The 22234-nt window shown below is 47.3% G+C and carries 19 protein-coding genes, 1 tRNA gene and 1 riboswitch; of the genes, 15 read left to right on the top strand and 5 right to left on the bottom strand.

Annotated features, from left to right (window positions below):
• The first annotated feature begins 48 nt into the window (after positions 1 to 48).
• A complete protein-coding gene (locus tag ACWIP2_RS11565; RefSeq protein ID WP_448520091.1) occupies positions 49 to 717 on the top strand; it encodes a heme exporter protein CcmB in 669 nt (222 codons plus the stop codon).
• Between the two features lie 220 nt (positions 718 to 937).
• On the opposite strand, the gene ACWIP2_RS11560 is transcribed toward ACWIP2_RS11565, so the two are convergent.
• Positions 938 to 1546: a DUF2911 domain-containing protein gene (locus ACWIP2_RS11560; protein ID WP_448520090.1), complete on the bottom strand. Its 609-nt coding sequence runs from the start codon at positions 1544 to 1546 to the stop codon at positions 938 to 940.
• Positions 1547 to 2008: 462 nt separating this feature from the next.
• Here ACWIP2_RS11560 and ACWIP2_RS11555 point away from each other — a divergent pair, with 462 nt between their 5' ends.
• Both ACWIP2_RS11555 and ACWIP2_RS11550 read left to right on the top strand, forming a co-directional pair.
• Positions 2009 to 2833 (top strand): hypothetical protein, encoded by an 825-nt coding sequence (locus ACWIP2_RS11555; protein WP_448520089.1) that lies wholly within the window; start codon positions 2009 to 2011, stop codon positions 2831 to 2833.
• A 127-nt stretch (positions 2834 to 2960) separates the two neighbouring features.
• Positions 2961 to 3467 carry a fasciclin domain-containing protein gene (locus ACWIP2_RS11550; protein WP_448520088.1) on the top strand — a complete coding sequence of 169 codons (507 nt, stop codon included), beginning with the start codon at positions 2961 to 2963 and terminating at the stop codon, positions 3465 to 3467.
• A 49-nt stretch (positions 3468 to 3516) separates the two neighbouring features.
• Here ACWIP2_RS11550 and ACWIP2_RS11545 read toward each other — a convergent pair whose 3' ends face one another.
• The gene (locus ACWIP2_RS11545) at positions 3517 to 3708 is read right to left on the bottom strand and encodes a hypothetical protein (RefSeq protein WP_448520087.1); all 192 of its coding nucleotides are present in this window, start codon (positions 3706 to 3708) and stop codon (positions 3517 to 3519) included.
• Positions 3709 to 3804: 96 nt separating this feature from the next.
• Here ACWIP2_RS11545 and ACWIP2_RS11540 point away from each other — a divergent pair, with 96 nt between their 5' ends.
• Positions 3805 to 3948: a hypothetical protein gene (locus ACWIP2_RS11540; RefSeq protein ID WP_448520086.1), complete on the top strand. Its 144-nt coding sequence runs from the start codon at positions 3805 to 3807 to the stop codon at positions 3946 to 3948.
• A 188-nt stretch (positions 3949 to 4136) separates the two neighbouring features.
• Here ACWIP2_RS11540 and ACWIP2_RS11535 read toward each other — a convergent pair.
• Together ACWIP2_RS11535 and ACWIP2_RS11530 are read right to left on the bottom strand one after the other, a co-directional pair.
• A tRNA-Ile gene (locus ACWIP2_RS11535) sits at positions 4137 to 4210 on the bottom strand.
• A 68-nt stretch (positions 4211 to 4278) separates the two neighbouring features.
• Complete coding sequence (locus tag ACWIP2_RS11530; RefSeq protein WP_448520085.1) at positions 4279 to 5193, bottom strand: DUF3078 domain-containing protein; 915 nt, start codon at positions 5191 to 5193, stop codon at positions 4279 to 4281.
• A gap of 45 nt (positions 5194 to 5238) precedes the next feature.
• Here ACWIP2_RS11530 and ACWIP2_RS11525 point away from each other — a divergent pair, with 45 nt between their 5' ends.
• From ACWIP2_RS11525 to tgt, 10 genes are all read left to right on the top strand, one after another.
• Entirely contained in the window at positions 5239 to 6105 is an 867-nt protein-coding gene (locus ACWIP2_RS11525; RefSeq protein WP_448520084.1) for a lysophospholipid acyltransferase family protein, read from the top strand.
• On the top strand, positions 6095 to 7276 hold the full coding sequence (locus ACWIP2_RS11520) for a thioredoxin family protein (RefSeq protein WP_448520083.1): 1182 nt from the start codon (positions 6095 to 6097) through the stop codon (positions 7274 to 7276). Before ACWIP2_RS11525 ends, ACWIP2_RS11520 begins: the two co-directional genes overlap by 11 nt.
• 37 nt (positions 7277 to 7313) lie before the next feature.
• Positions 7314 to 8630, top strand: coding sequence for an aspartate kinase (locus ACWIP2_RS11515; RefSeq protein ID WP_448520082.1), 1317 nt, complete (start codon positions 7314 to 7316; stop codon positions 8628 to 8630).
• Positions 8631 to 8883: 253 nt separating this feature from the next.
• A riboswitch (cobalamin riboswitch) is annotated at positions 8884 to 9210 on the top strand.
• Between the two features lie 108 nt (positions 9211 to 9318).
• Positions 9319 to 11232, top strand: coding sequence for a TonB-dependent receptor (locus tag ACWIP2_RS11510; protein WP_448520081.1), 1914 nt, complete (start codon positions 9319 to 9321; stop codon positions 11230 to 11232).
• Positions 11233 to 11236: 4 nt separating this feature from the next.
• Positions 11237 to 11599: a cysteine-rich CWC family protein gene (locus ACWIP2_RS11505; protein ID WP_448520080.1), complete on the top strand. Its 363-nt coding sequence runs from the start codon at positions 11237 to 11239 to the stop codon at positions 11597 to 11599.
• Complete coding sequence (locus ACWIP2_RS11500) at positions 11596 to 12003, top strand: acyl-CoA thioesterase (RefSeq protein WP_448520079.1); 408 nt, start codon at positions 11596 to 11598, stop codon at positions 12001 to 12003. The genes ACWIP2_RS11505 and ACWIP2_RS11500 overlap by 4 nt, the downstream gene beginning before the upstream one ends.
• Before the next feature lie 118 nt (positions 12004 to 12121).
• Positions 12122 to 13177, top strand: coding sequence for a DUF5074 domain-containing protein (locus ACWIP2_RS11495; protein ID WP_448520078.1), 1056 nt, complete (start codon positions 12122 to 12124; stop codon positions 13175 to 13177).
• 261 nt (positions 13178 to 13438) lie between these two features.
• Entirely contained in the window at positions 13439 to 15040 is a 1602-nt protein-coding gene (locus tag ACWIP2_RS11490) for a Na/Pi cotransporter family protein (RefSeq protein WP_448520077.1), read from the top strand.
• Positions 15041 to 15086: 46 nt separating this feature from the next.
• Positions 15087 to 15623, top strand: coding sequence for a GDYXXLXY domain-containing protein (locus tag ACWIP2_RS11485; protein WP_448520076.1), 537 nt, complete (start codon positions 15087 to 15089; stop codon positions 15621 to 15623).
• 63 nt (positions 15624 to 15686) lie between these two features.
• Entirely contained in the window at positions 15687 to 16826 is a 1140-nt protein-coding gene (gene tgt, locus ACWIP2_RS11480; protein WP_448520075.1) for a tRNA guanosine(34) transglycosylase Tgt, read from the top strand.
• 8 nt (positions 16827 to 16834) lie between these two features.
• On the opposite strand, the gene ACWIP2_RS11475 is transcribed toward tgt, so the two are convergent.
• Positions 16835 to 18577: a sodium:solute symporter family protein gene (locus ACWIP2_RS11475; RefSeq protein WP_448520074.1), complete on the bottom strand. Its 1743-nt coding sequence runs from the start codon at positions 18575 to 18577 to the stop codon at positions 16835 to 16837.
• A 157-nt stretch (positions 18578 to 18734) separates the two neighbouring features.
• On the opposite strand from ACWIP2_RS11475, the gene secA reads away from it, so the two are divergent.
• Positions 18735 to 22112: a preprotein translocase subunit SecA gene (secA, locus tag ACWIP2_RS11470; RefSeq protein ID WP_448520073.1), complete on the top strand. Its 3378-nt coding sequence runs from the start codon at positions 18735 to 18737 to the stop codon at positions 22110 to 22112.
• Positions 22113 to 22234: the final 122 nt, after the last annotated feature.

Here is a 22234-nt window from a genome sequence, read left to right as displayed (position 1 = left end):
GAGGAGGCTGTTTATTTTTAGCCACCAACATATTACGTAACTTGCGGCATGGTTTTGCGTGAAATTATCATCCTTTTGGGCAAGGAGCTGCGTTTGGAATGGCGCAGGAAATACGCTTTTAATGGTATTTTGCTCTACATTGTCTCTACTGTGTTCGTGGCGTATCTGAGTTTCAATCTCAAGAAGAGTCAGCTCAACCCGCTCACATGGAACGCTCTTTTTTGGATCATCCTGCTGTTTACCGCCATTAGTGCCATTGCCAAAAGTTTTGTGCAAGAGCCAGAAAGCCGCCACTATTACTACTACCAACTGGTTCGACCTGAAAGCGTCATCATCTCCAAAATCATTTACAACAGCTTGCTCATGTGCATCATGTCAGCTATTGGCCTGTTGATTTATACCGTCTTGCTGGGCAATCCCGTGCAGGATATGCCATTTTTCCTCTTAGATGTGGCGTTGGGCAGTATTGGGTTTGCTGCCTCTCTGACCTTAGTTTCTGCAATTGCTGCCAAAGCACAAAGCGGCGGCACGCTCATGGCAGTACTGGGTTTTCCTGTCGTACTGCCTATGATTATGCTGCTAATCAAAGTATCGAAAAACGCCATTGATGGGCTTGCACGCAGCCAAAGCGAAGATGAACTGCTGATGCTCGGCGGCATTAATCTGATTGTGCTTGTGGTATCTTTTTTGTTATTCCCGTTCTTGTGGAAAGCATAGCCTCATGCTATTGCCAATCGCATGATGGGTAAGTTACCTCAAAGTAGTTAAATGTCGGCAACATAATAATTGCCCCCTCTTCCGTCGTTCCATAGGAGCTTCACAAATCACCCATACAACTCGAAAGAGGATAGGGACGATTTGAGTACTATCTCTACCTAGCCTTGTGTTTCTTGGGCTTCCGGTTCTTCAACAAAGGCAAGCGAACTACATTTTAACACTATCTTGCTTCTTCAATAGGAAAAGCTATGCGAAGCGCTTCCCAGCGCATAACTACCTCGCCTTTGCCCGGACTGAGAGGCTTGATCTCATAGGTTAAGCGCTGCATGGTGTCAGCCATTACCTGCGGCTTGACTTTGAAGCGCATCACATCCTCTTTCTGCTGATATTCGTCGGTGAGGTGCTGATTCCAGCGCTCGTTGATGATGACTGTCCACTCGTCGGGCGCAGGGATCGTAAAAATGGCATAAGTTCCTGATTTAATGAACTTTCCGTCAATTTTCATCGCCCGCTCAAAGTTGATGGCTGTTGCGTTGTGTGCGCCTGTTACCCATACCTCGTTGTAAGGAACAAGCCCACCCCAAATGATGCGTCCGCGCACGGCAGGTGAGTGATAGCGCACAGCAACCATTGTTTCGCCAATCCTGCCCGAAGTCTCGCGCTGTGGACTGCCTTTGATGGTATCTTTTGCGAAGGGATCTGCAATCGGATCTTTATTTTCGATTTTGAAAGAAATGACTTTAGGTTCGCGCTTTTTTTCCTGAGGGCTGCAGGCAATTGCAAACACAGCAGCAGCGATCAGTACGTAAATAGAAGGTTTGATTTTCATAACGAAAATGTTTCTTCTACAAAACTAAAAAACTGTAAACGCTGTTCGAGCGCATCCGGGAATGTTTTTTATTTTGTGCCATAAGATCCTGCCCGCTTAGTATAATGAATAAAAACAGGCTGATAGTCCACACGAGCAGCGTTTTTATGATTACTTGTAGGGGTAAATGATTGTTTACTGTGTTTACTATCCGACCCCTTGCATCCGTTCCCACTGAACTAAAAAATATTTTTTAACTATCTGATAATCAATGATGAAATTTTTACAAGATGAAGAATCAACACTGAAAAGCGCTGCATTTGCTGCACAATGATTTTACCGCACCCGGATGGATACATGATAATAATTCATCAAAAAAACAATTAAATCGAAAACCCTACCGGCTTTACTTCGTTTTTAGTCAACAGAAAGCAAACAGAGATGATCGTATCTCTGAAAATTACACCCTAACACATCAAGATTATGGAACAAAATCACACTATCGAACGACCGGTTATCATCACATTCATCTGCCTCGTTGGCTTTATGAGTTCCCTCTTTTTATTTTATTTCTGGTATAGCACGATCCTAAGGCCGTATGCCCCTGGTTACGAGGGGTGGTATCGTCCTTACATATTCTTTTCTGCGATAATCGGTCTTATTATGATGATTGGTATCTGGCATATGAAAAAATGGGCTGTGTACCTCTATATTTTAATTACAGCTATTGACATTTTTATATTGGTTTACTTGCGTACATGGAGCTTCAGTATTGTGATTAAATTAGCAACACTCGGCATTCTTCTTTTTCATTTCAATAAGTTCGAAGAACTCAACGAAAGTCAGGCGTATATCAAGCGGGTTGCATCAACCATTTTGCTTGTTGGATTAGGATTTCTTGTTTTTTGGAATGCGTTTTTCAAGGAATATCTTGCATACCAAGATGCGGATACTATACAAAAGTGTCAGCAATACCTTGCAACATATCCTAACGGCATCTACAAAGAGAAGATTACTCTTCGATTGGAAGATAAAATATACATAGCTGCTACCCAAGCTGCAAAAAATTACGATTGCTCAAAAATGGATGACTATCTCAATAGGTATCCGAAAGGGCGCTACAGAACTGCTGCCAGGAAAAGTTTAGAGCAGTGTCGTTATGAGTATGCCGCTGCCGACCAGAATATTGCTGCGCTCGATCAATTTATCCTTGACTATCCTACAAGTGCCTACATCAAAAAGGCAGTTGCCTTGCGGGACTATCTGCTCGAACAGCGCGGTAAAACTAACAAGAGAGCGAGTCGATAATAATGGTTGTTTTTATAGTCCATTTGGGGCACTCAAGGAAAAAAATAATACCGAGTCAAAACTATTTTAATCTACGTAGAGTTGATGAATTGACAATCTTGAGTTGTTGTTTAAAAAACAAGTTACTATGAAAACCGTATTTTCCTTATTTGTGGCATTCCTGTTATCTTCTACAGTGTTTGCTCAGTCTAAAGATGTTGTGGACATTGCTATTGGATCGGAAGACCACACTACGCTGGTTGCTGCCGTAAAAGCAGCTGATCTCGTAACAACTTTGAAGGGCGAAGGGCCTTTTACTGTTTTTGCACCTGTCAACAGCGCATTTGACAAACTGCCCGCCGGTACTGTTGAAACATTACTGAAACCTGAAAATAAGGCGCAATTAGCTAAAATTCTTACTTACCACGTGGTGAGCGGCAACTTAGACGCAGCAGCCGTAGTAGCAGCTATTACAGAAGGCAAAGGAACGGCAGTAGTAACCACAGTAAGCGGCGGTAAACTGACCATATCTTTGGATGGCGCCAAGGTAAAACTCACAGACGAATCAGGTAATTCAGCCTTTGTCACAGCAGCTGACTTAAAAGGCAGCAACGGGGTAATACACGTAATTGACAGTGTATTGCTGCCTAAGTAATTCTTTGTGCTTGCAATAAAAAAGGCTTCCGACACAATGGAAGCCTTTTTTATTTTTCTTCATCCTCATTTTGTGTCATATGCTTCAACTGATGCTTGATGAGCACTTTGACGTAGTGACGGTTGCGCCGTTCTTTCTTTGCGTCAGCTCTTTTTATGTTGCGCTTGTCTTTAACAATGCGGTCCAGTTCATTCAGATGCTCTAACTCCTTTACATCGTTCACAGACGTTCTTTTAGGCATATTATTCCGCTTTAGGAGATTATCTACGTCTATCAACTGTTCTTTTATCGCGATTGTTTTTATGGTATCAGATCACCTCTAAGCACTAATTGGCTAATGCCTGTATCCTTTCCAAGTACCTCCATAGCGGTAGCCGGGCTGTCCTTTGACCTTGTTACAGCAATCGGTGCATACAAAAATCCAAGTGCTACCTTTGGATATTTGTACCCTGTACATGGTAGTGGCTTCTACTTTACATAAAGCACAAAACTTAGTTTTCATCTTTTAGAGTATGGCTTTTGGGAATGAGGCTAAACGATTGGTTGAAAAATCGCTTGTAACCTTACACCCCTGTTAGTGTAACCAAAATAAAACCGTTGCACGCACCGCCAAACGCTGTTTAAATGCATTTGGCGGCGCGTACAACGGCTGTTTTTGTGCAAAAAAAGTGGGCCCAACAGGGCTTGAACCTGTGACCCCCTGATTATGAGTCAGATGCTCTGACCAACTGAGCTATGGGCCCGTTTCAGCAGTGGCTGAAATCGCTGCAAATATAAGACATTTGCTGTTTTGTTGAAAAAAGCCTGCATTTTATTTTTTCGGACGCGCTGCGGTGAATAAAAAGCCTACGTTTAGCAATTGATTCCATTGGAGGGCAGTGTCCTGATCGGTATCGTAGAGCGCTGTTGCACCAAAGTTGACCTTGATGTATTTGTTGACAGCCATTTCGAGCAAAACATCTAACCGATGGTCAGGATCGAACTGTTGGTAATTGGCAAACAGCAGGTAGCGAGCCTTCAGTGCAATATTTGCTGCCAACTGGGCATTAATGTCGGCTTGGATCTGTGCTGCGGCAACTTCGCTGCGTACCCGCTGGCCTGCTGCTACGCCGTAGCGCTTGCCGTCGGGTGTAGTAGGTAAAATACCATCATCTGTTACAATAGTGAAACGCGGTGAGAATGGACTCATTTTCAGCGAAAACCAAGGCTTGGGCTTGTAGTCAAAACCAATTGCAAGGGTTAAAAATGCAGGGGCAAACAGGTTGGAAATGCGCGGTTGATCGGTTTGTGCATAGTCGAAACCCGGTGCAAATTGTGAAAGAAAATTACCTGAGAAAAACACATCCCACTTATCGGCAATCGCATAACCTGCTACACTGTTCAAAAAAATGCGGTCTGCGTTCTTGCGCTGCCCGATACCCGCTGTCCAAACCAGTCCATAGATCAGTTCTGCGTCATTTGCCCACGACCATTTCGCCTTCCGGTAATTTGCTTTTGCGGTAAATACCGTACCTATTGCGATCGAATTAGTGCCTCCTGCTTTCCAGTTGCTGCTGAAAGACCCCTGATTGAAGTTGATACCCAGACTCATGCGCTTTGTCCAGTAGCTGGTGTCTTTCACAGCGGTCGAGTCTGCCTGTGCAAATGACAGCCTACAGAGCAGGCAACAGAGGATGCATAAAAAGATTGGCAGTGCTGATCTGCCTCCGAGTAAGTTTGTTTGCATAAATACATTAACTTTTGCGAAAGATAGACAGCCTATCTGCTAAAAATGTACTTTTACAGCATGTTTTTCATCCGATTGATTTCGCGCCTGCCTTGGGCTGTGCTGCATCTGATCAGCGATTTTCTATTCTTACTGACCTATTATCTGATCGGTTATCGCAAAAACGTGGTTCTACATAACCTGAAGCTGGCTTTTCCTGAAAAAAATGCCAATGAACATCGAGCTATTGCCAAAGAATTTTACAGGCATTTGTGCGATATTATTATAGAAATCATTAAAACGCTGACTATCTCGCCTGAAGATTTTCAGCGGCATATACGCGTAGAAAATCCCGAACTGTTGGGGCAATATTTGGACAAAGGACAGTCCTGTATTGTGATGGCAGGGCATGTATCGCACTGGGAGTGGACACCACCTGCGCTACAACTACTTTTTCCAAGCTACAGCTTCTGCCCTGTCTATAAAACGCTATCTAACTCATTTTCAGATAGATTAGTTTTGCAAATCCGCTCTCGTTTTGGTGTAGTGCCTATAACTAAAGAAAATACCCTACGCGAGGTGGTGCGTCGCAAAAAATCAAGCAATACATTTGTTATCGGGCTGGTTGCCGACCAAAGCCCAGCCGGGCATGAGTTAGACTTCCAAACCACCTTCTTTAATCTGCCTACCTATTTCTATACGGGTGGAGATAAATTGGCGCGACAAACAGGTTTTCCTGTACTTTATTCTGAAATTGAGCGCATAGCCCGTAGCCAATATGTGCTTCGTTTACAACTAATCGAGCCTAAGCAAGGTTATCCCAATGAAATTATCGAACTTTATGCACGATTGTTAGAACAATCTATCCGCAGGCATCCTGCACATTGGCTTTGGAGTCATAAACGTTGGAAATTTTTATCACATGAAAAATAAAGCGATTTTTTTTGCAAGTTTTTTATGGTTAATGCTCATCGCTGCCCATGTACAAAGTCAGGGAATTGATTTTGAAGCGGGAGACTGGATGACCGTGCTTGCCAAAGCAAAAGCAACAAATCGGCTTATTTTTGTGGATGTATATACCGACTGGTGCGCACCGTGTAAAAAATTGGAAAAAGAGGTTTTTACTCATCCCGAAGTAGCAAGTTTTTTTAATCAAAATTTTGTCAATTTTAAGATCAATGCAGAAGAAGGAGAGGGTGTAGAGTTCTCCAGCATTTTTGAAGTAGATGCATACCCTTGTGCGCTGTTCATAAATGCGGAAGGAAGGTTAGTACATCGTACAGTCGGCTATTTTAAGCCCAAGGCTTTTATTGAAAACGGCAGACAAGCCTTAGACCCTGAGCGACAGCTAATTACGCTGGCTCAAAGATATGAAAGCGGCGATCGTAGCAAACAGCTGTTGCGCAATTATGCTTATTCACTGTTTACTGCGGGCGATGCAAAGGCTACGCTCATCGCGCGAGAACTGCTTACCAGCCAATCTCCCGAAAGCTGGTATCAGCCTGAAAATTGGGAGCTTATTCGCACGATGGAACTGGATATGGAAGGCCCTGTATTTAACTATATCGCAAAAAATCCGAAAATATTTGCTCCCTACGAGCCTGAATATAGCCAGTACATCCACTTAGTAACAGGCAGAGCCATGTTCAAAGTAGGCAGAAGCCAACAGGTGAAGCGCTTACAGACCTTAAAGCAAACGCTGAAGTACTATTTTCCACAAGATTCGGCAAAACATATTGCAAGGGCCGACTTTTATTTTTACACAATCGGAAATCACAACGAAACAAAATATGCTGCTGCTGCCCACTATTTAGATCACTATTGCACCGACTGGCAGGAACTCAACGAGATGGCTTGGAACTATTACGAGCAGGAGGAAACCCAACCACAACTCCAAAAGGCGCTTGAGTGGGCAGAAAAATCTGTGCGACTGAACAAAACTTATCAGAACATGGACACCAAAGCACATCTGCTTTACAAATTGGGCCAAAATAGTGCTGCTGCCACTGCTGCCCGCGAAGCAATTGCTTTGGGCGAAGCTACAGGCATGGAGATAAGCATGACCAAAGAACTCTTATTGAAAATCACACAGCCCAAACGCTGAAAAACCTATCCGTACATTATTATTTATCTACCAACCCATGAAAGTTTTAAAATTTGGTGGCACTTCAGTAGGAAGTGCGCAGCGAATGCAAAATCTTGAAAAGCTAATCAACACTCCTGAAAGAAAAATTGTAGTACTTTCGGCAATGTCAGGCACTACTAATGCATTGATTAAGATCAGCGAAGCACTTTTTGCAAAAAATTATCAGGATGCGCACCGTAAGATTGATGAGTTGGAGGCAAAATACCATGCAGTAGTTGCAGAACTTTATACTACCGAAGCAGGTAAGAACAAAGGCACTCGCCTGATCTACGATCACTTTGGCTACATGCGCGTATTGGCAAAAAATATGTTCAATGCCCGCAAAGAAAAAGCGATGCTTGCTGAAGGTGAAATTTTGTCTACCAACCTGATGTATTACTATTTAGAAGAGCGCGGTATTGCTGCTATCCTGCTCGATGCACTGGACTTTATGCGCATAGACGAAAACGAAGAACCTGATCTGCCCTTTATTACCGAGCATCTGAACGCAGAATTAGCTAAATATCCTGAAACGCGACTCTTTGTAACACAGGGCTATATTTGCCTGAATTCTTACGGCGAGGTAGATAACCTCAAGCGCGGTGGCAGCGACTATACCGCCTCGCTGATTGGAGCGGCAATCATGGCCGAAGAAATCCAGATTTGGACGGATATAGACGGCATGCACAACAACGATCCGCGAATTGTTGCCCGCACAGTACCCGTTGCCGAACTTTCTTTCGACGAGGCAGCCGAGTTAGCCTATTTTGGTGCAAAAATTTTGCATCCACAGAGTGTAAATCCTGCGCGTTTGAAAAAAATTCCGGTGCGCTTGCTTAATACTATGCAGCCCGAACAGCCCGGCACACTCATCAGCGACCATACTACCGGACATGGCATCAAGGCTGTTGCTGCGAAGGACAATATTACCGCTATCCGCGTACAATCCGGGCGTATGTTTCTCGCCTATGGGTTTTTAAAAATGCTTTTCGAGGTATTCGAACGCTACAAAACCCCGATAGATATGATTACAACTTCGGAGGTTGCTGTTTCGCTGACAATTGATAATACTAACTACCTACAGGAAATAGTTGCTGATTTACAACAGTTTAGTACTGTTGAGGTGGAACACGGACAAACAATCATTTGTATTGTAGGCGATATGATGGCGCAGGAGCAAGACCACTTGGCACGAGTACTCGACTCGGTAAGAGGCATTCCGATCCGCATGGTATCCTACGGCGGCAGTAGAAATAACATCTCACTGCTGGTAAACAGCAATTATAAAAATGACGTGCTCAAGGCACTCAACAAAGGCATTTTTGGTTTGTAGTTCCCTCAAATAAGTACTGCTTCAGCGTTCTTCGCGGTAAACTTAACTGCGAGGAACGTAACGCAGTATAGATCGCAGTGCCTTACTCTTAACACACATAAGGCTGAAACGTGCTTGATTGCTTTTGTATCAAGTTAGGTAAGCAATTTAAAACACACATTCTTGATGCTGACTTGACTACAAGAACACAACGCACAAGATTTGTGATAACATTTAATTTGAACAAATACTTGCTATCCTGCAAATTTTGCTACATTTGCGCTGATGTTAGGGTGCTGTGCAATACAGGCTGTTGCACGGCTTAAAAGGGAATCCGGTGTAAGTCCGGAGCTGTCCCCGCAACTGTAAGCTCATTTACAAAGTACAAGCACTAGGCAAAAATTGTGGTTGTGTCTTGCCACAGCCGTTGTTTGTGTCGCCACCGCCGTTGTTTGTGTCCCCACAAACAACTTTTGCAAGCCGCTTGTCCTTCTGTATAACCAAGCTGCTGACCAACCCTATTGCCACTGAAACCTTCGGGTTTTGGGAAGGCGGTCAGCGGCGAGCAAGTCAGGAGACCTGCCCACATCGCACGATTCAAGGCTTTCGGGTGAAAGGCTAAGGATACTTCGGAAATTTTTCCGCAGCGTCATTTGGTTTTTGCTGTATGGCTTTGGGTTGAATTGTTAAAAATTCAAACCTGAATGCAATGTTTGTTTGTGGAAAAAAGGCTGCTTTATCGGCAGTCCTGATGGTTTGTATTTACACTTTGCCAAAAACATGGGCGCAAACGCCTGATTCGGCGCGTACGCTGCGCGAAGTAATCGTGCGCGGCATTCCGGAAAGCAAATTTGCTGTTGGCGCAACCCTCTGGCAGCCCGACAGCGTCCTTGTCTCGCGTCTGGCAAGCGCCTCGCTCAGCGACCTGCTGATGCGGCAGTCGGCCGTTTACATGCGCGAATACGGCGCGGGCATGTTGGGAACAGTTTCCATGCGCGGCACAGGCCCTTCGCAAACAGCGATGCTCTGGAACGGTATTAACATAAATCTTCCTACACTGGGGCAGATTGATTTCAATATTATTCCCCTCACCGCAAGCACGCGCATAGCCATACAACCCGGCAGCGGTTCTTCCCTCTACGGCAGCGATGCCATCGGCGGAACGGTACATCTGCGCACCGACACCGACTGGCAAAGCGGCTTGCAAGCGCATTTGCAACAAGAATTTGGCAGCTTTGGGCGCTATTTTACGCGCTTGCAGGCAGGCGGCGGCAGCGAAAAATTGCAGGTGCAAACAGGCTTCTACCGCTTGCAACAGCAAAATGATTTCCCGTTTCGCAACATTGCAAAGGCAGGCGCGCCTACGGAACGGCAGCAAAACGCCGCCGTTAGTCATTGGGGAATTACCCCTGAGATTTACTGGAAACCCGACAACAGGCGGCAGCTTTCGCTGAAAACGTGGTATCATAACCACTTTCGGCAGGTGCAGCCTACAATGGCGGCGCAAGAAGTCCGCGATGAACAGCGCGACGAAAATCTGCGATTAGCAATTGATTATGAGCAATTGACAGGCAACAGCGGCGTGTTTCGCGCAAAAACGGCTTTTGTTTTTGATGAAATTATTTTCAATGGCAACCGTTCGGCTACTTGGCGCTACATCGCGCAGACGCGGCATGAACAAAACTGGAATAGCCGACTCTCAACCGAAGTAGGCGGCAATGTGCAACATACCACCGCCGCAGTACGCGCCTATCGCGGCAACATCAGCGAACAACGGGCAGACTGGTTTCTGCTGTCGCGCTTGCAACTAACCCCCAACTGGCTGCTTTCGGCAACGGTTCGGCAAACGATTGTGCCGGGTTTCAGCGCGCCCATAGCGCCTGCTTTTGGCAGTCAATGGCAAAGGCAACTCACAAAAAATCAGGTGCTTACGTGGAAAATGCAAGCGGCTAAGGGCTACCGCGTACCTACTCTGAACGACCGATTCTGGCAGCCGGGCGGCAACCCCGACATCCGCCCCGAACATAGCTACAATGCGGAAACCTCGCTGGGTTGGCAGCGTCGCAATACGGGCAGTTATTGGCAGATAAACGCCACACTGTTCCGCATGTGGGTGCAGGACTGGATTTTGTGGTTGCCCAATGGCAGTTTCTGGTCGCCCGAAAATGCGCGGGAAGTACGCGTAACGGGTGTGGAAATCAGTGGCTTGTATCATCGCAATATTACAGGCGGCTACTGGGAACTGCGCGGACACTATGCCCTAAATCAATCGCTGAATCAGGTGGCGTTGAATGAAAACGACCGCTCGGCAGGCAAGCAACTGCCCTATACGCCGCTGCATCGGGCGCAAGGTTCGGCAAGGCTGTTTTGGCAAGGCTGGCTGCTGCAAGCCGATGCCAACTACACAGGCACGCGCTATCCAACGGCGGATAACGAAACGTCGCTCAAACCTTTTTGGCTAAGTAATCTGCTGATTTCCAAAGACTTTACTACGAAAAAAGTTCACTGGCAGACGTTGTTGCGCATTAATAATCTGCTCAATGCCGACTATCAGAACTTTCAACTACGCGCCATGCCCGGCAGGCATTTTCAGGTGGGAGTAATGATTGGCAAACCTGTTTGACGATATGTCCTTACATGAACCCAAATATTGTCCCCGATGCAAGGTCTTGTTTGAATGCAAGCCCGGAGACGTAGCCAACTGTCAGTGTAGCGAAGTAACTATTTCCGATAAGTTGAAAAGCCTATTGTCAAACGCTTACTGGTCTGATTGTCTTTGCAAGGGCTGCTTAAATCATTTGAATAATCTTAGCCGGCAGGCGGAAACCGCTCCCTCTGCCGCTAAGGGCAGCCGCCCGATAGAAGGTGTACATTACTACAAAGAAAACGGTTATTGGGTGTTCACCGAATTGTACCATTTTCAGCGCGGCTATTGCTGCCAAAGCGGTTGCCGCCACTGTGTTTACGGATTTAAACAAAATCAACAATGAATGTAGAAGAAATTAACTCATTAGCTATTGAGAAACGCATAGCCAATGCTGAAACGCGGATTTTCAAAGCCGTATTTCCCAACCTGACCAACCATTATGACACGCTCTTCGGCGGAACAGCTATGTCGCTGATGGATGAGGTGGCATTTATCGCCGCTACGCGCTTTACGCGCAAAAAAGTGGTAACGGTTGCAAGCGACAAAATAGACTTCAATAAGCCTATCCCTGCCGGAACAATTGTAGAGCTTGTCGGACGAGTTGTTCGGATTGGTCGAACAAGTTTACAGGTTGAGGTAGAAATTTTTGTAGAGCAGATGTACGACGAGGGAAGAGAATTAGCCATCAAAGGTAAATTTACCTTCGTTGCGCTCGACGGCAACCGCCGCCCTGTCCCCATCCTTTAAAAACGCTTGCTCCGCCGTTGTTCGTGTCCCCACGAACAACACCTAACCAACGGTTGCTTGTGGATGACGTGCAACAAACCACTTAATGTTAATATTTTCAACGAAAACAATGTTTGAGATGATTCAAAAATTCACATCCCGATTTTCATGGCTGCTTATTTGGCTGCTGTTCCTTGCAGCTTGTTCAAGCGACAAAGAGAACGTCCCTGCCGGCAAGTACGACAACGGCGTAATCATTGTCAATGAAGGTAATTTCAGCGACTCGGACGGCGAGCTTTCCTTCTGGAATCGCGCGACGCAGCAAGCGACGCAGCAGATTTTTCAGGCTGAAAATCAGCGACCTTTTGCTGGCATCATTCAGTCGGTGCGTTTGCACAACAACCGCCTGTATGCCGTTGCCAATCGCGCCGATAAAGTAGAAGTTTTGGAGGCTGGCTCTATGAAGTCGGTGGCTACTATCAGCGATGCGGGGCGCATGATTAATCCGCAAGACTTTGCAGCCGTTGGTAATCGCGGCTTTGTAACTTGTTGGGGTCCGTTCAGCCCGACTTTTTCGCGCGATAACCCCGCGCTGGTTGTACTTGATTTGCAAAGCAATCAGATTGTAAACAGCCTTCGTTTGCCTGCTTTCCCGCAAGGAATTTTGGCAGCGAATAGCAAAATTTTTGTCGCGCTGGCAGGCGCTCGCAATGTGGCGGTTATTAATCCTGAAACCGCACAAATTGAGGCAAGCATTGAGGTATTGCAAAGTCCGCAGCGGCTGCTGTTAGATGCCAACAACCGCATCTGGGTAATTGGCGGCGGCGGGTTTACGCGCATCAATCCGAACACCAATCAGGTGGAAGCCACTATTGCCTCATCAGCGACAGTGCGCCCCAACGGCAAGGCAACAATGAACGCCGACCGCACGCGCATTTACTTTCTGGTAGGTGGCTTTAATACGCCGCAAAGTGTGTATGAACTGCCCATTACAGCGACAAGCCTACCTTCTACGCCGATTTTTTCGCAAAATAACATCTACGGCATCGGCTGCGACCCGCAAGACGGCAGTATTTGGCTGGCAGATAGCAATGCTTTTCAAGGCAACGGTACTATTATCCGCATCCGCCCCGACGGTACGCGCATCGGAACTATTCCGGCAGGCAGAGGGCCTAACGGGTTTCTGTTTCGGTAGCGTACAAACCTGACGGGTTTTGAAACCCGTCAGGCTTGTTCTGTCGTTTTTCGTGTCTGCATAAACAACATCTAATCAATAGTTGCTTGTGAACAACGCGTAAGTCTTTTGTGCGCGACGTGCAACAAGCAACGGCTCAGTGAACTTAGCGTTTTTAAACATAGCGTACTTTGCGGTAAAACAGGTTCAGCCGTAAAGTACGCTATGATTTTCATAAAGGTATGTTACATTTCGTTGCACTACTTACTCAATTTTTTATTGATGGATTGGAGTGAAATTCAGATATGGCCTGTGCTTGCCGGCTTGGGCTTGTTTCTTTTCGGAATGCTGATGATGGAAGAGGCGCTCAAGGCACTGACCGGACGCTCTTTTAAAAAGTTTTTGCGCAAGCATACCAATAATTCTATTAAAGCTGTGCTTTCGGGCGCATTGATTACGGCTATTCTGCAAAGCAGCTCGATGGTATCCCTGTTGGTGATGTCTTTTGCAGGTGCAGGTATTATCGGGTTGAAAAACGGCATCGGTATTATCATGGGCGCTAATCTGGGCACTACTATGACGGGGTGGCTGGTATCGTTCATTGGTTTCAAACTCAATATCGGCGCTGCTATCCTGCCCTTTCTGGCAATTGGTGGCTTAGGTACTATTTTCCTCAAAGCCGAACGACCTGCGCAGTTCAGCAAGCTGCTCATGGGCTTTAGCTTCATGTTCATGGGGCTGGACTATATGAAAAACGGCTTCATGGAGTTTGCTACTCATTTCGACTTCAGCTTTCTGGAAGGCAAGCCCGGCATCTTATTTACGCTGATAGGTATGGGGCTTTCTGCAGCTATCCAGTCCAGTTCTGCCGCGATGATGATCATCCTATCCTCGCTGGCGGCGGGTATGGTTTCGTTGCAGCAGGCTTTCTATCTGGTCGTAGGCAGCGACATCGGTACAACCGTTACGGCAGTAATTGCAACGATCAATGGCAATACGATGCGCAGAAAGGTCGGCTGGTCGCAGGTAGGTTTCAACGTGGTTAATGCCCTCTTTGCTATCATAGCTATGAGCGGTTTCCACTACCTGATTACCGAAATACTGGCGGTGAAAGATCCACTCATTGCGGTGGTTGTATTCCACAGCTTGCTGAACCTGAGCGGTATCATCCTGCTGCTGCCCTTTCTGAATCCGCTGACGCAACTGCTGGAGCGCCGTATTATGAACGGGGACGATAAAATTACCCGCTACCTGAGTATTGTAAGTCCGCAGGAAAGCCATGCGGCATCCGAAGCGCTGCAAAAAGAATCCATCCACTTTCTTACGGATGCTATTCGGGTGAATGAGTACTTTTTCTATCTCTTGCAGCCCGGCAAAGGAAGTGCCAACGATGCTTATTTCCACCTGAAAAGCTATGAAACAGAGGTAGTGGAATTTTACATGCAAACCCTTCAGGTAGCGCTTACCAAAGAGGAAGCCACAAAAATTAATAACATGACGGCAAGCATCCGCAATGCGACGCTTTCGGTCAAAGATCTGAAAGACACCCGACACAACCTCGAGGAACTCAGCAACAGCGCAACCGATGCGCTCTATGGCTTCTTCAAAAAACTGCAGGGCAACCAAAAGAGTTTTTATAGTGAGTTGAAGCAGTTGCTGGAGCACGTGCCGGTAGTTGCTGCAAGTGATATAGAGCAAATCAGCCGCACACAGGCGCGGTTCTATCAGGAAGAAGTAGATGCTTTGTACCGTATTTTTTCCGAAACGAGAGAGATGAATATTGCCTCGCTGCTCAATACGGTGCGCGATATAAACAACTCGAATGAGTCGCTGCTCCGCTCGCTAACCTATCTGACCGCATCGCCGATGCACCCTGAAGACTAAGGCAAGGTTTTGTACGTTTGCCAATTAAAAAATGTAAATTGGAAGCATGAAAAACTTTCGGCTGTGGCATCTGATTGCCTTTCAGGTCTTGATTCTGGTTGGCATGTTTGTAAAGGCGTACTACCCGCTGTGGGCAGGGGAGGAGGTAGTGCTGCGGGTAGTTCCACGCGATCCGCGCGATATTTTTCGCGGCGATTACGTGGCTCTGAACTACGCCTTCTCTACCATCTGTTTAGACAGCCTTCCCAACGACCTGACAGCGGGAAAAACCTACCACTTTGGCGATGCGCTTTACCTAACCTTAAAAAAAGAAGGCAATTTTCATGTGCCTGCCGGCTTGTACCAGAATCGCCCTGAAGGGGTGTTATTCTTGCGCGTGATGCCCTCGTATAGCTATACAAACGACAAATCTTACAGATATATCAACCTCACAGGCGGCATTGAGTCCTATTTTACCAACAGCGAACAGGCGCAAAAATTGGAGAACATGATCACACAACAGAACAGCGATTCGGTTACGGTCAGTGTTGCCGTTGCGATTGCTGCCGACGGAGCGGCGCGTATCAAGCGCATCAGTTTCTGAGCCTGCCGCTTGGCATAACTTTTTACAGCATAACTTTGCTGCCCAAACAGAATTGATACGCCCATGCCACGCCTTTCGTTCCAATTACAGGCAACAGATACTGCTACTTCCGCCCGTGCAGGCGAAATTACGACCGATCATGGTACGATTCAAACGCCTATTTTTATGCCTGTAGGAACAGTGGCGACCGTCAAAGCCGTACATACCCGCGAACTGGAACAGGACGTAAAGGCACAAATCATTTTAGGCAACACATACCATCTCTACCTGCGCCCCGGACTCTCGATTCTGGAACAGGCGGGTGGCTTGCACAAGTTCAACGGCTGGAGCAAGCCTATCCTGACCGATAGCGGTGGCTATCAGGTCTTTTCCCTGTCCGATCGCCGCAAGCTCAACGAAGAGGGCGCCATGTTCCAATCGCACATAGACGGCTCCAAGCACCTTTTTACTCCCGAAAAAGTAATGGATATTCAGCGCATTATCGGTGCGGATATCATCATGGCTTTTGACGAGTGCCCGCCCTATCCTTGCGAATACGGCTATGCCAAAAAGTCAATGGAACTGACACACCGCTGGCTGCGCCGTTGCATCAACCGTTTCGACAGCACCCAGCCGCGCTATGGCTACGACCAGACACTTTTTCCGATTTTGCAGGGAAGCGTTTACAAAGATCTCCGCAAAGCATCAGCCGAAGAAATTGCGTCTTTAGACCGCGAAGGCAATGCCATTGGCGGGCTTTCCGTGGGCGAACCTGCTGAGGAAATGTACGAAATGACAGGCTTAGTCTGCGAAATCCTACCCAAGAACAAGCCCCGCTACCTGATGGGCGTAGGCACTCCTGCTAATATCCTCGAATGTATTGCGCTGGGCGTAGATATGTTCGATTGTGTAATGCCTACCCGCAACGGTCGCAACGGAATGTTGTTCACTTCAGAAGGCATTATCAACATCAAAAACGAAAAGTGGAAAAGTGATTTTACACCGCTCGATCCGCAGGTAGGAGGCTACGTCAATACTTTCTACAGCAAAGCCTACTTGCGCCACCTGATTGTTGCGGGCGAACTGCTGGGCGGGCAAATCGCCAGCCTGCAAAATCTGAGTTTCTATCTCTGGCTGGTTGGACAGGCGCGTCAGCACATTTTGGCAGGTACTTTCGGCGAATGGAAAAAACAAATGCTCGAAAAAGTAACGCGCCGCTTGTAGCGCATCAACTATTGCTTGAGCAGCCTGTTCAGCAGCAGTGCTGCCAGCAGAAATGCTCCGGCATAAATGGCAGCGCTTGACCACTCCATCAGCACCGCTTTCCCGATTCCAAATAGCGCGGCATAGCACAAAACCAGTCCTGTGCCCCATTTGGCAAAAAGTACGGGCAATTTGTTTTCCACAGGCAATTCCAGCGATTCGGCAATAGGCTTCCATGCGCCCTGTGGGCGGACATCGCGGTAAAATTGCTGCAAATGTGCCCGATCCGTTGGTGGGGTGAGGAAAGTTACCACCAGCCATACAAGGGTCGTAAAGCCGATGGTCAGGAAAAAGCTATCGGGAAATTCCATTTGGAAGACAAAGCGCGAAACCGAGTAACCGATAAAAGGAGCAATCGTCGCTGCAATTTCGCCCCACGCATTCACGCGCCACCAGTACCAGCGCAAAATCAGCACCAGCCCCAGCCCTGCGCCGCACTCGATCATAAAATTGAATGCGCCCGAGAGCGTTTCTATCTGCGAGGTGATAATGAGCGATACGAGCATCAGCAAAAAAGTAGTCAGCCGCGAAGCAGCTACGAACTGCCGCTGACTTGCATCGGGGCGAATGAAGCGTTTATAGAGGTCGTTGATAATGTAGCTTGCCCCCCAATTGAGTTGAGTAGAAACCGTGCTCATGTAAGCTGCCAGAAAAGCAACGAGCAGCAGCCCGCGCAGTCCTTCGGGCAGAAAATCTTTCATAGCCAGCACATAGCCGAGCTTTCGGTCGGCTTCGGGCAGTTCGGGATAGAGGATAAGCGCACACAAACCGACCAGCATCCATGGCCAAGGACGCAGCGCATAGTGTGCAATCTGAAAAAGGAGCATGGCTTTGACGGCGTGTTCTTCGTTGCGGGCGCTCATCATGCGCTGGGCGATGTAGCCGCCGCCGCCTGGTTCTGCACCCGGATACCAGCTTGCCCACCATTGCATCCCTACATAAGCCAGAAAGCTACCTAAACCGAGGCTAAAGGTTTTGGCAGTTGTACCCGTTGCCGCAGCGCCGCTAAAGTCTAAGGAAGGAAAAAAGTTCAGCATCCAATCAGGCAGTTGGGCTTTCATGCCGCTGATGCCGCCGATTTTTTCTGAGCTAACTACAATCACCGCCAGCAGCACACAGCCCGTCATAGCGATAATAAACTGCACAAAATCCGTAATGGCGACTCCCATTAGCCCCGAAAGGCTGGAGTAGGCTACTACCAGCAGCATAGCCGCGCCAATCCACCAGAGCAATTCCTGATCGGGGACGTTGAAAAAAATCTTGATCAGTGCGCCCAGCGCCAGATTGACCCATGCAATAATAACGGCATTCATAAAAATACCGAGATAAACCGCCTTAAAGCCGCGCAGGAAGGCTGCGGGCTTGCCGCTGTAGCGTTTTTCTACCAGTTCTACGTCGGTCAGAATGTTGGCTCTGCGCCACAGGTCGGCGAAAAAGAAGGTAGAAAGCATACCGCCAATGAGGAAATTCCACCAGAGCCAGTTGCCGCTGATACCGTTTTTGGCAACCAACTCTGTTACGAGCAGCGGGGTATCGGCTGCGAATGTCGTCGCTACCATCGAAGTGCCTGCAATCCACCAGGGCAGGTTACGCCCACCAAGGAAGAAATTTTCCATACCTTTGCCTGCCTGTCCGGCATAGCCAATGCCAATGCCCAGTGATACAAGTAAGAAGGCTACGATCACTACCCAGTCTATTCCGCTTAGTTCCATAGAGAGTCTGTCAGGGACTGATTTGTTTTTGTTTACGGCTCGCAAATACGTTAAATAGGCAGGAAATCCCAAATCGGATTTGTAACTTTGCGAATTCACAGCCAGAATGTCAGTCGGGTGGCTGGTTGGCACATTTTTGAACCACCTGTAAACTGTTATGTTAGACTTTCTCACCAAAGGCTTCGCTAAACTGTTTGGCACCAAGTCCGAACGCGACCTGAAACAGATTTATCCGCTGGTTGCGGCTATTAATGAAGAATATGCTAAGCTCAAGGCATTGAGCGATGATGAACTCAGAGGTAAAACCTCTGCCTTTAAAGAGCTAATCGCGCAAGAGTTGGCCGATTTGGACAGCCAACTTGCCGATCTGCATAATCGTGTGGCTGAAACACCCAGTATAGATATCGAGGCGAAAGAGCAAATTTTCCAACAGATAGATCGCTTGGAGAAAGAGCATGACAAGAAGTTGGAGGAGGTACTGCTCAAGATATTGCCACAGGCTTTCGCCGTAGTGCGCGAAACGGCTCTCCGCTGGACAAATAATAAGCAATTAGTTGTTACAGCTACTCCTTTTGACCATGAAGTTGCTGCTACCCGTCAAGGCGTAACCATAGAAGGCGACAAAGCCATCTGGCACAACCAGTGGATGGCAGCAGGCAATCCGGTAACATGGGAGATGGTACATTATGATGTACAACTTATCGGCGGGATCGTGTTGCATCAGGGTAAGATCGCTGAAATGGCAACCGGTGAAGGTAAAACGCTCGTAGCTACCCTTCCTGCTTATCTGAATGCTTTAGGCGGCAAAGGCGTACACATTGTTACGGTAAACGACTATCTTGCCCGCCGCGACAGCGAGTGGATGGGTCCATTGTTCGAGTTCCACGGCCTGCGCGTAGATTGCATAGACAAGCATCAGCCCAACACTCCGATGCGTCGCCGCGCCTACATGGCAGATATTACCTATGGCACTAACAATGAATTTGGTTTTGACTACCTGCGCGACAACATGGCGCGCGAGATACCTGAATTGGTACAGCGCAAGCACCATTATGCAATGGTGGACGAGGTGGACTCTGTATTGATTGATGATGCCCGTACACCGCTCATCATCTCCGGCCCTGTCGGTGCGGGCAACGAAGACGAGCAACTCTACTATGACCTCAAACCACGCGTCAGCCGCTTGGTTGAAGCCCAAAAACAACTGACTATCAAATTTTTGAACGAAGCCAAAAAGCTATTGGCAGAGGGTAAAGATGAAGAAGGTGGGCTGGCTTTGTTCCGTGCATACAGAGGGCTTCCCAAAAGTAAACCACTCATTAAATACCTTAGCGAGCCGGGCATCAAAGCCAAAATGCAGAAAGTAGAGAACTTCTACATGCAGGACAACTCTAAGATGATGCCTGAAGCTGACAAGCCGCTGTATTTCGTTATTGACGAAAAACACAACTCGGTAGAGCTGACGCAAAACGGCATCAATTTTATCACAGAGGCAGGAGAAGACGCAGGATTTTTCGTGTTGCCCGATATTGGTGTAGAAATAGCCAACATAGACAACAATCCTGAAATCAGCGAAGAAGAAAAACTGATCGCCAGAGATAAGGTGCTGACAGACTATACCGTCAAAAATCAGCGCATTCATAGCGTAAACCAGTTGCTGAAGGCCTATACCTTGTTTGAACGCGATGTGGATTACATCATAGTAGATGGCAAAGTAAAAATTGTGGATGAGCAAACCGGTCGCGTGATGGAGGGTCGCCGCTACTCGGACGGTCTGCATCAGGCACTGGAAGCCAAAGAAAACGTGAAAGTAGAAGAATCCACCCAGACGTATGCTACCATTACTCTGCAAAACTACTTCCGCATGTACCACAAACTCGCCGGTATGACCGGCACAGCCAGCACAGAGGCAGGCGAGTTCTGGGAAATCTATAAGTTAGACGTAGTAGAAATTCCGACTAACAAGCCGGTTATCCGCAAAGACGAGGAAGATAAAGTTTACAAAACAGTTCGCGAAAAATACAACGCCGTAGTGGCTGAAATTCAGAGCCTTGTAGCCGCAGGCAGGCCGGTACTTGTAGGTACTACTTCGGTAGAAAACTCTGAAATTATCAGCCGTATGCTGCAATTGCGTAAAATTCCACATCAGGTATTGAACGCCAAGCAACATGCCCGCGAGGCCGAAATTATAGCCAATGCAGGTATTCCCGGCACAGTAACGATTGCTACCAACATGGCAGGGCGCGGTACAGATATTAAACTTACGCCCGAATCTAAGCAGGCAGGCGGGCTTGCCATTATCGGTACAGAACGCCACGAAAGTCGCCGTGTGGATCGCCAGTTGCGCGGTCGTGCAGGTCGTCAAGGCGATCCGGGTTCTTCGCAGTTTTTTGTCAGCCTCGAAGACGAACTGATGCGTCTCTTTGGATCAGAGCGCATTGCAGGCATTATGGACAGGCTGGGGCTGGAAGAGGGCGAAGTGATCCAGCACTCGATGATTACCAAATCTATTGAACGCGCCCAGAAAAAAGTTGAAGAAAATAACTTCGGCATTCGCAAGCGCTTGCTGGAATACGATGACGTAATGAACGCGCAGCGCGAAGTAATCTACCGCCGCCGTCGCAATGCCCTCTTTGGCGAGCGTCTGTCGCTCGATATTATGACAATGTTCTACGACACTTGTCAGGAAATTGTGGATAATAACAAAGGCAACTACGAAAGTTTTAAACTCAATATTCTGTCGCAGTTCGGGCTTACTTCATCCATTACGAGAGAGCAATTTGCTCAGAGCAATATTGTTGAACTTTTATACGACGAAATATACAACTGCTACCTGAACAAGAACAAGCAGTTGGCAGATATGATTTTCCCTGTGTTGAGCCACGCTTACCAGACTCAAGGGGCAACTTTCCGCGATGTCGCTATGGTATTTACTGATGGCAGACGCAGGATCAATATTGTTACTAATTTGCAACAAGCCGTAGCAACAGGCGGCATGGCGCTTATTTTTAATATGGAGCAGGCCGTTACGCTGGCGCTCATAGATCAGTACTGGAAAGAGCACCTGCGCGAGATGGACGATCTGCGCCAGTCTGTGCAGTTTGCCACATTAGAGCAAAAAGACCCACTCTTGATCTATAAATTTGAGGCATTTGAACTGTTCAAAGCCCTTGTTGGCGAACTGAACGTACAGATTTCTTCTTTCCTGTTCCGCGCAATACCACAGGACGATAGTCAGGATGCTGTTCAAAATGCGCAGGCAGTGGCAGCAGCTAACAACCGCCGTCAGCAACAGCAGCCTAAACTTTCAGCAAACAAGCCTGAGGCAGCAACTGTCAGCACCCGCAGCGACAACAAAACGGCGTACAGCACCAACAACCGCCGTCAGGTAGAGATTACCAAGCCCGTAGTAGCCCCAAAATTGCCCAAGCGCAACGATAAGGTAACAGTTCGCTACATGGACGGACGCATCGTAGAAACCAAGTTCAAAAACGTCGAGCAAGACCTGCGAGATAACAAATGTATTCTAATGTAGCACCTTATGCTAACAATGAATCATCTACCATGCAGTTTTTATTCCGTAGGGATTACACATCGGTAGCATGAAAATCAATCCTGCCTCCCTTTTCCTGAGGCTGTCCAAAAAGGCTGAATGTA

Source organism: Rhodoflexus sp., from assembly GCF_053489755.1.
This window is presented reverse-complemented; position numbering and strand designations above follow the sequence as displayed.